Source organism: Winogradskyella damuponensis, assembly GCF_039538385.1.
Taxonomy (GTDB): domain Bacteria; phylum Bacteroidota; class Bacteroidia; order Flavobacteriales; family Flavobacteriaceae; genus Winogradskyella; species Winogradskyella damuponensis.
The window spans coordinates 356775-369460 of record NZ_BAABCB010000015.1; the positions used below are offsets into that span (position 1 = coordinate 356775).

At 31.1% G+C, this 12686-nt stretch carries 10 protein-coding genes; 7 read left to right on the plus strand and 3 right to left on the minus strand.

Features of this window, described 5'->3' with window-relative positions; all coding sequences use genetic code 11:
* The first annotated feature begins 1 nt into the window (after position 1).
* From ABD730_RS07425 to ABD730_RS07455, 7 genes are read left to right on the plus strand one after another with little or no spacing between them, the layout of a single operon-like run.
* Complete coding sequence (locus tag ABD730_RS07425; RefSeq protein WP_344713659.1) at positions 2-1819, plus strand: ATP-dependent nuclease; 1818 nt, start codon at positions 2-4, stop codon at positions 1817-1819.
* A gap of 3 nt (positions 1820-1822) precedes the next feature.
* Positions 1823-2341, plus strand: coding sequence for a hypothetical protein (locus ABD730_RS07430; protein ID WP_344713661.1), 519 nt, complete (start codon positions 1823-1825; stop codon positions 2339-2341).
* A 5-nt stretch (positions 2342-2346) separates the two neighbouring features.
* The gene (locus ABD730_RS07435; protein WP_344713663.1) at positions 2347-3000 is read left to right on the plus strand and encodes a hypothetical protein; all 654 of its coding nucleotides are present in this window, start codon (positions 2347-2349) and stop codon (positions 2998-3000) included.
* The gene (locus ABD730_RS07440) at positions 2994-4145 is read left to right on the plus strand and encodes a PD-(D/E)XK nuclease family protein (RefSeq protein ID WP_344713665.1); all 1152 of its coding nucleotides are present in this window, start codon (positions 2994-2996) and stop codon (positions 4143-4145) included. The genes ABD730_RS07435 and ABD730_RS07440 overlap by 7 nt, the downstream gene beginning before the upstream one ends.
* Positions 4146-4163: 18 nt before the next feature.
* The gene (locus ABD730_RS07445) at positions 4164-5954 is read left to right on the plus strand and encodes a GmrSD restriction endonuclease domain-containing protein (RefSeq protein ID WP_344713667.1); all 1791 of its coding nucleotides are present in this window, start codon (positions 4164-4166) and stop codon (positions 5952-5954) included.
* Positions 5955-5982: 28 nt separating this feature from the next.
* Positions 5983-7008, plus strand: a complete 1026-nt coding sequence (locus ABD730_RS07450) for a hypothetical protein (RefSeq protein ID WP_344713669.1) — start codon at positions 5983-5985, stop codon at positions 7006-7008.
* 16 nt (positions 7009-7024) lie between these two features.
* The gene (locus ABD730_RS07455; RefSeq protein WP_344713671.1) at positions 7025-10168 is read left to right on the plus strand and encodes a type I restriction endonuclease subunit R; all 3144 of its coding nucleotides are present in this window, start codon (positions 7025-7027) and stop codon (positions 10166-10168) included.
* Here the strand turns inward: ABD730_RS07455 and ABD730_RS07460 are convergent.
* From ABD730_RS07460 to ABD730_RS07470, 3 genes are read right to left on the minus strand one after another with little or no spacing between them, the layout of a single operon-like run.
* Positions 10165-10584 carry a hypothetical protein gene (locus ABD730_RS07460; protein WP_344713673.1) on the minus strand — a complete coding sequence of 140 codons (420 nt, stop codon included), beginning with the start codon at positions 10582-10584 and terminating at the stop codon, positions 10165-10167. The genes ABD730_RS07455 and ABD730_RS07460 overlap by 4 nt on opposite strands.
* A 40-nt stretch (positions 10585-10624) precedes the next feature.
* Positions 10625-11281 (minus strand): hypothetical protein, encoded by a 657-nt coding sequence (locus tag ABD730_RS07465; protein WP_344713675.1) that lies wholly within the window; start codon positions 11279-11281, stop codon positions 10625-10627.
* Positions 11278-12648: a tyrosine-type recombinase/integrase gene (locus ABD730_RS07470; protein ID WP_344713677.1), complete on the minus strand. Its 1371-nt coding sequence runs from the start codon at positions 12646-12648 to the stop codon at positions 11278-11280. The genes ABD730_RS07465 and ABD730_RS07470 overlap by 4 nt, the downstream gene beginning before the upstream one ends.
* Positions 12649-12686 lie beyond the last annotated feature (38 nt).

Sequence of the window (12686 nt, forward strand, 5' to 3'; positions counted from 1 at the left end):
AATGTCAGAAATCAGAATTAATGCCATTTCAGTAGAAAATTATCGTTCATTTAAGGATAGACAGGATTTTGTGTTTCCAGATGCTACTTATAAAAAACCAGTTGCTATTGTAGGTTATAATAATTGTGGTAAAACAAATTTGTTGAACGCTATTTTATATGGTTTGCAAGTTAATTTTGTTTCTAAAGATACGTTTTCGCAAGATGATTTTCATAATAGGGATATGGATAATGTGCCTTTTATACTTCTAAATGCAACAAGTACTAGAGAACCAAAATTTGATGGTGAAAAGTTTGCAAGTTTAACAGGCTATCATCGTTTAAAAATGTTTGTTGATGGCGAGGAAATTGAAGGAAGTAAAATAGAATCTTTAAATGGGTTGGCACAAATTCAAGGTTATGATGGCGCACCTAAGGACGATATAAATTATGATGCATTTGGGGCAACTAGATATTTCAATATTTTCTATATTAATTTCCATAAAATTAAAGAAGAAATAAACACTAATAAAACAAATTGGGGAAATCTTAGGTCTTTTTTAGCGAAACATATCAAAAAGATTGTAGATTCTGATGTCCCAATGAATAATAAAAAAGCTGTATTTGAAGAAGAAGTACAAGCAAGTACAGATAAGGTTTTAGAAGATTCAGAGTTAAATAGGTTTATAAGTCTTATTAAGAAAAATTATTCAAGCAATCTGCGTAATGATGATTGTTCAGTTAGTTTTGGTCTACCTAATTATCACGATATTTTCCTAAAAATGCTATTTAAGGTTGGCTTAAATGGAGATGTAGAAAATCAAGTGCCTATTAGTCATTTTGGTGATGGTTATATTTCTATGTTTGTAATGGCTGTGGTTCAATCTATTTCAGAATTTAATGACAATGATAAATGTTTGTTTTTATTTGAAGAACCAGAAAGTTTTTTACACGAAAACCATCAAGAATATTTTTATAAAACGGTGTTATGCGGTTTAGCAGAAAATGACCATCAAGTTATATACACAACACATTCTGATAAAATGATTGACCCTTTTGATACTAAGGGATTAATTAGATTAGAAATTAATGAGAACAACCAAACGGTTAAAAAATATAATAGTCTAGACGACTTTGATGTAAATATTGCAGATGACGATACAGGTGAACTTATCAATTATTCAAAGTACAATGAGTTTATTAAAACTATTGAGCCCAATTTGAGTAAGATTTTATTTAGCAAAAAAGTCATTTTGGTTGAAGGTCCTAATGATGTTTTGGTTTATAAATACGCTATAAAACAAAAGGTTTTAGAGTTTATAGCCAATGATGATGCAATAGTAAATAAAGAAAGGTATGCAGATACTTTTATGAATTTTGAGAATATTGCAATTGTCTGTCATCACGGAAAAGCTACAGCAAATTATTTGATTGAATTATGCAAACACTTTAAGGTCGATTATTTTGTAATTAACGATTGGGATTTTGAAGAAATCGAATTGTCTATTAATGCCATTTCAGGATTTTTGACACTGGACTTATTAAAAGAAGATGCTATCTATACAGAGAGCGATAAAAAGGCAATGATTACTACAAACTATAATTTAATAGAAAATGCAGGTATAGAGAAGATTCATTTTAATGTTAAGAAATTAGAAAGTGTAATTGGTTATGATTCTAATGACAAAAGTAGTCTTGCCATTTGGGAGTTGTTAAATACAGAAGAATTTAGTTTCGATGAAAAACTTTTTCCAGAAAGCCTTTTAGATTTTTTAGGTTTAAAAGTCGATGATCCTTTAGGATTGTCAAAACTAGAAGTAGATAACGATTTACCTTTTTAAAATATGCAAAATCAACAACAAGCCTTTTTAATAGAAGAAATTTGGTTACTTACCTTTGGTGGTGCGTTTCAGCACACAGGTATTTACAAACCTAAGACCAAAGAAACAGACCGTACCCATTTTAGAAACATGCTTAGAGGGTATGTAGAGAATACCATTTTAAGTCAATACAAAACATCAATAATGGAGGATACCATTCATCTAGAAAATATACAAGCCTTAAGTAGATTTACAGAAAACTTTAGTCATGTACTAAAAGCCCCTATTAATATTGGTGTAAGCCAAAAATTACTTAATCTGGCTTTAAAATATTACTGGTGTTTGGGTATCATACCAGAACCACCACATTGCCCTGTAGACAGAATTATACAACAACGCTTATACAAACAACCTTTAGTGAATTGGACACAGCTAACATGTTCAGATACCTATATGCAAATTATACAAGATATAAGACGTAAAGCTAAAGCAGACAAACAAAGCATCGCACAATGGGAACTGACTAATTTTGACAGACGATAGTTATTATGGAAGATGTATTTAAAAAGTTTGAGGAATTATTTACAGAGCGTTGCAATCACATCGCTTTATTAGAAATGGGAGAAGATTCTGTGCGTTATGATTTTTTTACAGCATTAAAGCAAGAAAGAATTTTACAGAATTATGACATAAAATTAGAAAGCGGAATAGATTTACGTACTTATATACCGAGACCAGTGCTTCCTAGGACTAAAAGAAAGCAAAAACCTAAAATGGACTTAGTTGTTGATAAATTAAGTTTATGCGCAGAATTTGGTTTATTTAGACAAAATAGCAATGATGAAGGTTCAATAAATAAAACAGAAAGGTTAATTAAAACCCTAAACGATATGATTCGTTTAGGACTAGATACATATTTTACCAAGCGCAAAGCGTATTTTATCTGTGTTGCAGATGCTAAAATGTTAGGGCATCGATTACAATCTCAACTTTTAGAGCGATTTCCTGCAGATTATAGAATCACACCAAATTTAATAACAGAGTTATGTGAAATGAGAACTTCAAATTTTGATTTTCGTTTTATTGAAAAAATGTATGAGTTGAATTTAAGTTTTAATGCTAACATTATTTTTGAGGAAGACATATTAGCAGACCAAATTAATATGGAAACAAGACTTATAATCTGGGAGGTGACATGCTAGAAGGAAAAGAAAAGATTGATTTAGAGTCATTACAAGCGTTTTTAGATAAAAACGAAATCCCTAAAATTAAAGGCAAACCCAAAACCTTTTTAGGCATCGCTAAACAACCACATTACGAGAATGTGTTGTCTAATATTTATGCGTTTTATTTTAATGTAAATGAAGTGCATAAATTTAAAGACTTGTTTATTAGTAGTTTATTGGAATGCGTATATAAAACAAATCTTGGTAAACAAAAAACAGGATTAGAAAATTTCTTTGATTTTGTGTCAGAAACGGAATATCCAACAAATAAAGGAGGTAGAATAGATTTGATATTAAGTAACAAAGAACAAGCCATTATTGTTGAAAACAAAGTATACCATAATCTTAATAATGATTTAAATGATTATTGGACAAGTACAAAAAAACAGGAAGAATATAAAATCGGTATTGTATTATCAATTCAGCCAATTTCTAAAATTAATCACCTTCATTTTATAAACATTACGCACTTACAATTACTAAATCAAGTGATGCAAAATATTGGAGGATATTTGTTAGAGGCGAACGAGAAATATATAGTGTTTTTAAAAGACTTGTATCAAAATGTTATTAACTTAAGTACAGATATAATGAATACCAAAGAAATTGAATTTTATTTAAAAAATAGAGATGAAATACATTATACAGCACGTTTTTTAAATAGATTTAAAGACCATATAAAGCAAGAAGTAGAACAGGCTTGTCATATTTTAAATGGTGACACACCTTTTTTAAAGTTAAATAATACAGGGAATAGATTTAGATACTATAAAAGTATCAAAGTGCCCAATTTAATGTTTACAGTAGTCTTTGATCAGTTATATATTGATAGTAAAAAGAGAATTTGGATCGTTGTAGAGCTAAATGGCGAGGCTTTAATAGATGTTGGTATGTATAAAGAGATTGATTTTACAATTGAGGAAAAGCAATGTTTTACACAGGATTTTTATACTAGAAAACATTCTGGCTGGGCCCATTTTGCAGGTATTGGTTTCTATCTTGTAAAAGATGAATTACCGCTTAATAATTTGGCTGAGTTTATTGCTGAGAAAATTGAAACAGAACATTTATTGTCCATATTTAAAAAAATAGAAGATTTTTTAATTGCTAATAAAAAATAATAAAACACGTTTTAAACTATGGCAAAATATTCAGTACACCAGCAACCTGTAGAAACCTTATTAAGTTGGATAAAATCTGGCGAAATAGCGATACCTGAAATACAACGCCCTTTTGTTTGGAAAAGCGCAAAAGTTAGAGATTTAATAGATTCTTTATATCAAGGTTATCCTGTGGGTTATATTATAACATGGCGTAATCCAGATGTAAAATTAAAGAATGGTGAATTGTCTGCAGGTAAAAAAGTTTTAATAGATGGTCAACAACGTATTACAGCATTAACAGCTGCTGTGGTTGGGCAACGTGTGTTAAATAAAAACTATAAGGAAATTAATATACGTATTGCTTTTAACCCAATTACCGAAAAGTTTGAGGTTTTAAATAAGGCTTTTGAAAAAAGCCCAGAATGGATAAACAATATTAATCCAATAATTAATGATGAGATTTCTATAACCAAAGCCATTAGAGAATATCTAAAATTAAACCCTGAGGTAGATGAGGATTTAATAGAAGAGCGTATAGAAAGCTTAAAACGTATTAAAAACAAACAAGTTGGTATTATAGAATTAGATAGTTCATTAGATATAGATACAGTAACCGATATCTTTATTCGTATCAACCAAAAAGGGGTGGTGCTGAGTAATGCAGACTTCGTGATGTCTAAAATAGCTTCCGATGAGGTTTATGGCGGAAATAAAATGCGAAAATTAGTCGATTATTTTTGTAGACTATTAGTGGATAAAGATTTCAACAAACACATTTTAGATAACGATACTGTATTCGCTAATAGCGACTATTACAAAGCGTCTAAATGGATGGCAACAGGTAGTGACGATTTGTACATTCCAGATTATATAGATGTGTTACGTGTGGCATTTACCTATAAATTTAGTCGTGGAAAATTTAGCGATTTAGTAGCGTTGCTGTCTGGTCGTAATTTTGAAACTAGAACGTATGAGAGCGATATTGCAGAATGTAGTTATAATCTGCTATCAGAAGGCTTAACAGATTTTGTTAACCAAACCAGTTACCAACGTTTTATTATGTTGGTAAAGTCAGCAGGTTTAATAAGTCAGAAGTTAATCGCTTCAAAAAACAGTTTAAACTTTTCCTATGCTTTGTATTTAAAACTACGGAATGAGCGTATGCCAGAATCGGAGATTCAACACTATGTTAAGCGTTGGTTAGTAATGTCATTACTTATTGGTCGTTATTCAGGGTCTGTAGAATCTATGATTGATGAAGACATCAAACAAATTAATGAGAAAGGTGTTAAGGTATATTTACAGCAAATGGAACAAAACCATTTGGGACAGGGATTTTGGGAATTTTCACTGGTAAATCAATTAGAATCTTCTAGTGTTAATAACAATGCCTATAATGTGTATTTAGCAGCGCAATGTTATGGTAATGCACCAGCATTTTTATCAAAAAGCATGAAAATTAGTAGCTTAATTGAGCAGCGCGGCGATGTACATCATATTTTTCCAAAAAAATACTTAGCACAAAATGGGTTTATACCAAAGCAATATAATCAAGTAGCAAATTTTGTGTACACAGAACAAGCTACTAATATTAAAGTGGGCATGTTAACACCACAAAATTACATAGCTAAGGTTGCAACACAAATTGAAGATGGCGTTTTTGATATTAGTACTTTAGATTCTAAAATAGGATTAGAAGAAAACCTTTTGCTAAATGATATACCAAAAACATTACATAAGGCAACGCATTTAGATTATAATGATTTTCTTGTAGAACGACGTAAGCTAATGGCTGCTAAAATTAAAACTTATTACGAACAATTATAAACTTAATACTAAAATTAAATAATTAAAAATGAAACAGATTTACCTACTGTTACTATTATTCACCTTTTCAACCCAATTAAAAGCAGAAACAAGTCCAATAAACGTTGCTGACTTAAATTTTAGAATAGCGCCAATGTCAACGCATCACATGGCTTATGGTTTTGCAGAAGGGGATAAGATAATTATTAATTACTCAGAAGAACGTGGTAAAAAACTCAAGAATTTTGAAATAATTGAATATAAGGCTTCTAAAGTGTACTCAGACTTTAATGTTATAACTATTAATCAGAAGGAGGTTGTGATAAAAAGGACTGGGATTTATATTTTTAAATTTGAAAATACGTCATTAGCAAGGCGTATATGTAACTTTAAAATAGATAGAATTCCAGTTTCAGAAGATTTAATTTCATTTAATACCACAGTAAAAGAACGTACTTTAACAGATACAACATATACGGTTAGACAAGAAGAATATGTTAAAAGCGAGTCATATAAAGTAAAGGAAGTGACTAAAAATCAGCATTTCTATGTGAATAGTGGTTCTAATGCTATGTTTAAAGGAGGCAAGTCTAGAGTTACACTGCCTTTTGTTTTACCTCAAAATACAGTAAAATGGTATTATACAGTGTCGTCCTTTAGAGATAATGATTTGATAGAAAGCACCAATGAACAAATTAATTTAGTTTCAGATTTAAGTAGTTTAGTGGATAGTACAGGAAGCCTAGGCTTTGCTATAGATCAATTAGCTACTCCACCAGGAGCAGATTATTGTGATGTGTATTTATTAGATCATTCAAATAATAGTCTCTTTATAAATAAAGACGCTTTTAAACATTATCCTATTGGCACAAGAGAAAATATCATAGCTGCTAATGTTGAGATTACAAGTGAATTTACTCAACAGATGTATTTAGGAATTAAAAACCCAGATAGTATGCATGGCATTAATGTTTTGGTGAGTATTGCTGCTATTGTAAAAGAACAAGAAATTGGCATTAAAGAAATTAAAGAGCCTCATATAACTTCTACAAAAGAGTTATATTTAGAGAACTAAGTTAGTTATAGTTAAAATGAGCAAATTCACAGAAGCACAACTAGAAAACGTTTTTATAGAGTTATTAGGTCACGAAGGTATTCCACATGTGTTAGGAAATACTATTGAACGTAAGCCCGAAGATGTGCTTATTAAAGCAGATATTAAAAGCTATTTACAAAGCCAATATAAAAGCGAGAACATCACAGATACGGAAATCAATACGGTTATTCGTAAACTAGAAGTATATAGTGCTTCTGATTTGTACGAGTCTAACAAGCAAATCATGAAACTCGTCTCTAACGGGTTTCAGCTAGAACGTGAAGACCGTTCTAAAAAAGACTTATATATTCATCTTATAGACTACTCAGATACAGATAATAACACCTATAAAATTGTAAACCAGTTAGAAATTAACGGATATGAAAAGCGTATTCCAGATGGTATATTATACATCAATGGATTGCCTTTAGTGGTCTTTGAGTTTAAAACGGCAATTAGAGAAAACACCACAATACATGATGCTTATGTGCAATTAACCACACGTTATAGACGTGATATTCCAGAACTATTTAAGTACAATGCCTTTTGTATCATTAGCGATGGTGTAAATAATAAAATGGGCTCGTTTTTCGCTAATTACGAGTTTTATTATGCTTGGCGAAAAGTATTAGGCTTAGACAAAGAAGTAGATGGTATCAATAGTATGTATACTATAATCCAAGGCTTGTTTAATAAAAATAGATTAAGACAAGTTATACATCATTTTATATATTTTCCAGATTCTAACAAGCATGAGTTAAAAATTGTGTGTCGTTATCCGCAATATTATGCGGCTACTAAGTTGTTAGAAAACATAAGGCAGCACCAAAAACCAGAAGGGGACGGTAAAGGCGGAACCTATTTTGGAGCTACAGGTTGTGGTAAAAGTTTTACGATGTTGTTTTTGTCGAGACTGTTAATGCGTAGTCCACATTTTAAAAGTCCTACACTAATTATTATAACTGACCGCACCGATTTAGATGATCAATTATCAGCGGAATTTACAAATGCAAAACAATATATAGGTGACAACAATATTATAAGTGTAGAAAGCCGAAAAGAACTAAAAGAATTACTGAAAGGCAGAAAAAGTGGAGGTGTATTTTTAACAACTATACATAAATTTACAGAAGACTTAGAGGTTTTAACCGATAGAACTAATGTGATTTGTATCTCAGACGAAGCTCATCGTAGTCAAATTAACTTAGACCAAAAAGTAACGGTTACAGAAGATGGCGTAAAAAAAACCTATGGATTTGCTAAGTATTTACACGATTCCTTACCAAATGCAACCTATGTTGGGTTTACAGGTACACCAATTGATGCGACTTTAAATGTGTTTGGAGACATTATAGATTCATATACCATGACAGAGTCCGAAAAAGACGAAATCACGGTACGTATTGTTTATGAAGGTCGTGCAGCCAAAGTGGTTTTAGAAAACAAGAAGCTTTATGAAATAGAAGAGTATTATAGATTGTGTGCAGAAGAAGGAGCTAACGATTACCAAATAGAAGAAAGTAAAAAAGCGTCTGCCAATATGAATGCCGTTATTGGTGATCCAGACCGTTTAAGAGCAGTAGCTGAAGATTTTGTAAAGCACTATGAAACCAGAATAGAGGAGGGGGCAACCATAAAAGGTAAAGCTTTGTTTGTGTGTAGTTCTAGACCTATAGCGTTTCATTTATATCAAGAGATCGTAGCTTTAAGACCGCAATGGGCAGAGGTAAAAGCCTTTGAGGAAGGGTCTACACTTACCGAAAAGGAGAAAAAGGAAATCAAACCAATGGAGCGCATTAAAATGATAATGACACGAGGTAAAGATGACCCAAAAGAAATGTACGATTTACTAGGTACAAAAGAGGATAGAAAAGAATTAGACCGACAATTTAAAAACGAAAAATCGAACTTTAAGATTGCTATTGTAGTAGATATGTGGTTAACTGGTTTCGATGTCCCTTTTCTAGATACTATGTATATAGATAAACCCATACAACAGCATAATCTAATTCAAACGATATCTAGAGTAAATAGAAAGTACAAGACCAAATCTAAAGGTTTAGTTGTCGATTATATTGGATTTAAAAAGCAGATGAATTTAGCGTTAAAGCAGTATTCTGCGGTTGATGGTCAGAATTTTGAAGATATTGAAACGTCTATCGTAGTTGTAAAAGACCAATTAGATTTGTTAGCCAAACTGTTTCATAAGTTTGATGCTTCTAATTATTTCTCAGGAAAAGGAGTAAAACAGCTAGAATGCCTAAACTTAGGAGCTGAGTTTGTACAGCGTACCAAGAATATAGAAACCCGTTTTATGAATATTGTAAAACGCTTAAAAGCAGCTTACGATATCTGTTGTGGTGCTGATGCATTTACGGAAGAGCAGAAAGACCATATTCATTTTTATTTAGCCATACGTTCTATTGTATACAAACTTACTAAAGGAAACGCACCAGATACAGCACAGATGAATGCTAGAGTGCGCGAAATGATAAAAGATGCGTTGCAAAGTGATGGCGTAGAAGAGATCTTTAAATTAGGAGAAGACCAGCAGAATGAAATAGATATTTTTGATGAAGCCTATTTATCAAAAATCGAGAAAATAAAATTGCCCAATACTAAGATTAAACTCTTGCAACAGCTGCTACTGAAAGCTATTGATGAATTAAAGAAAACAAATAAAATGCAAGGGGTTGATTTCTCTAAAAAGTTTAAATCTATAGTAGATAAATATAACGAGCGTAGCGAACAAGATATTCTGCAAAGTAACGTTCTGGAAGATTTTACAGATGAAATTATAGATTTATATCATGAGCTTAGAAAAGAAAAAGAGTCGTTTCAAGACATGGGTATCGATTTTGAAGAAAAAGCATTTTATGATATTCTAAAGGCTATAGCACATAAATACGATTTTAATTATCCAGACGATAAATTAATACACTTAGCAAAGGAGGTTAAGAAAGTTGTGGATGATAAAGCAAAATATACAGACTGGAACCAAAGAGATGATATTAAAGCAGAGCTAAAAGTAGACTTAATAATTCTTTTAGCTGAAAACGATTATCCTCCGATCACTAAAGATGAGGTTTTTAAGGAGATCTTTGAGCAAGCTGAAAATTTTAAAAAAAATAATATCTAATTGTTCCTCATATAAACAACCACCCCCTCAACCATATCAAAATAAGGGTACTGTCCAAATTCGTTAGGTTGCATGTTTTTTATAAAATGATAACGACTATTTAATTTTTCCAATAATTGAGTAAGATCCCCTTTAGTGGCAGGTTTATTAGATTCTTTCGTTAAAAGGCTTTTAATAGCATTAGCAGCGAGAACTCCAGCGGCAGCATTTCCAACACCTGCTAATGACATATTCTCATTTTGTGGAGTAGGTGTAGTTACTTCTGAGGATGGTGTTGTAAGTACTTGTGATTCCGTTTTTCGGGCATGATATGCCTTAGAACGACAAGTATTGCTACAATATCGCTGTACACGTCTCCGTTTTGGTTCAAATTCTTTAAAACAATACGCGCAAGTGTAAAATTTATTGTCTCTCATTTAGCGTAAAATAAACGTTTGTTTTACGTAAAATTACGATTTATTTCGGTTTTTTATTGTTTATTTTCAATAAATCTAAACCGAAAACGGTTTCTAATAGGTAATTATCAATTTCATCGTCACTAGGTAAAACCCGTTTTTTTCTTCCTTTTTTTGGTTTTTCTGAAGTTTGAGACTTAGGGACATTTATATTGGATTTTACAAGTACTTCCGTTTGTAACGGTTTAAATATGACGTTAGCAAAGCGTTGTTCCAATTCTTGATGATGTTGTTTTAAATTGTCGTATTGCAATTGAAGGTAAGGTTGAATCTCCTCAAAATAATTTCTAGCTTCGGTTTTAGCATTTAATCTAATATAATCTGAGGCTTCTATCCAAGCTTCTAAATCATTGATGTATTCTTCAAAATGATATTTAAAGGCTTCAATATCATATTTAGCCTTAAATTCAATAAGTTTTAATGTATTCGATTTTAGTACTTTTTCTTTTTTTAGAAGTTCTATATGTTCAATTTTATTTTCAAAGAAAAGAGGATTTCCGTTAATATCAAGGAGCATTAATGAATTTGTGAGTTCTATTTTCTCCAGTATTTCTGCATGTTCCGTTTCTAAACCTTCTAACATTTCTTGTGAAATATAAAAGATAATAGGACGTAATATTTGAGTACTTAATTCTAATATGTCGTTAGTTTGGCTCATAATAAATCAGAATAGTCATCAGGTAATTTAGCATCAATGCCTCTTAAATATTTTTCTAAAGCACTCATGGTAGTATGGCCTGTTATTTCCATTAACTTACTTTTAGCAGCAAAAGGAGATGAGTCTTTAAGTAATGCATGGTATAGTATAGATATAAATGTATGTCTAAAGCTGTAAAGCGTTTGGTCTTTATCTAATTTAAAGTGATCTTTTACAACAGTTTTATAGCGCTTAGAAAAATAATTTGTTTTGTTGGTTTCATTAGTATTCCATTCCCCTCCAATTTTTATAGGTGTAAATAAATAAAATTCTGGGTCTAATTTAGACAAGTCAGGTAGTTCTTGAATTATTTTTTTGGGAATAAGCTTCTTTTTTAGAGGCTTGTTCTTAGCTTTAAACTGTAAGGTCTGGTCTTCAATATTTATATCTTTAATTTTTAGACGACAGACTTCAACGGGTCTTAAAAAATTATAACTGATAAATTTAATATAGAGTAGGAGCAGTGGATCTTCATTTTTTAAATACTCGAAAATCTTTTTATGTTCTTCTGTACTATAGGATTTATTACGTTTAGGAATACTACGTAAAGCGTTTATTTTCTTAATGGGATTATATGTGATAATCTCATTATCCTCTAAGACTTGAAATAAACTACTTAAATTGAGCCTATAATTATTTCTGTTTCTTGGACTCGTTTTACTTAGAATATGATTTAAGAACTTCTGCGCTACTTTTTTATCAAACTGATCTATGGTTTTAATTGTAGGGCAATTTGTATTTACCCATTTCACTAAGGCATTTGTAGTATATTCATAATCTTTAAGTGATCTATTGCTAATTTGATTCTTTTTTAGATTTAAACTAAAATCAAAAGCTTCGCGTAAAGACATACTAGCCTCTTTAGGTTCTTCTTTTTCTATTGTAGGCGTTGAGGTTGCTAAAGTTTCTTTCTTATTTATTTTTGAAGGAAATGCTATAGGCTGTGCATATTCTTTCTCAATTGCTGGTTGAGGTGTTATTGTGCTTTCTCTTTTTTTTAGTTGCGCTTTGTAAAGCGCTGTATTATCTATATATGGATTGTAACCATTTTGCAAAAGCCTTAATAGTCTTTTGCGATAAAGCGATAATAAAGCTAAACGATCTTCTTTATTTGTAAAGGCATTTGCTGTGCCGTAAATGTTTATTTGACGTTTTAACTTGTTAGTCTTAGGATCTCTGAAAGAAAAATAAACATACCAACGCTTATTTAAATCGCCATTAGCTGTATAAATTTTAGGGATAGAAAAATTTTTTTTGTGTGCCAAAACGTGTTCTAAATCGTGTTCTAAATCGTGTTCAAAGGTAATAAATTCATTAATTGTATGCATAAAAAAACGGTTTAGAGTGAACTAAACCGTTTATTTGC

Bases quoted from the DNA above. Each gene is read 5' to 3' on its own strand.
- ABD730_RS07450 (WP_344713669.1), top strand. From the start codon at position 5,983: ATGAAACAGATTTACCTACTGTTACTATTATTCACCTTTTCAACCCAA.
- ABD730_RS07455 (WP_344713671.1), top strand. From the start codon at position 7,025: ATGAGCAAATTCACAGAAGCACAACTAGAAAACGTTTTTATAGAGTTA.
- ABD730_RS07425 (WP_344713659.1), top strand. From the start codon at position 2: ATGTCAGAAATCAGAATTAATGCCATTTCAGTAGAAAATTATCGTTCA.
- ABD730_RS07445 (WP_344713667.1), top strand. From the start codon at position 4,164: ATGGCAAAATATTCAGTACACCAGCAACCTGTAGAAACCTTATTAAGT.
- ABD730_RS07440 (WP_344713665.1), top strand. From the start codon at position 2,994: ATGCTAGAAGGAAAAGAAAAGATTGATTTAGAGTCATTACAAGCGTTT.
- ABD730_RS07435 (WP_344713663.1), top strand. From the start codon at position 2,347: ATGGAAGATGTATTTAAAAAGTTTGAGGAATTATTTACAGAGCGTTGC.
- ABD730_RS07470 (WP_344713677.1), bottom strand. From the start codon at position 12,648: ATGCATACAATTAATGAATTTATTACCTTTGAACACGATTTAGAACAC.
- ABD730_RS07430 (WP_344713661.1), top strand. From the start codon at position 1,823: ATGCAAAATCAACAACAAGCCTTTTTAATAGAAGAAATTTGGTTACTT.
- ABD730_RS07460 (WP_344713673.1), bottom strand. From the start codon at position 10,584: ATGAGAGACAATAAATTTTACACTTGCGCGTATTGTTTTAAAGAATTT.
- ABD730_RS07465 (WP_344713675.1), bottom strand. From the start codon at position 11,281: ATGAGCCAAACTAACGACATATTAGAATTAAGTACTCAAATATTACGT.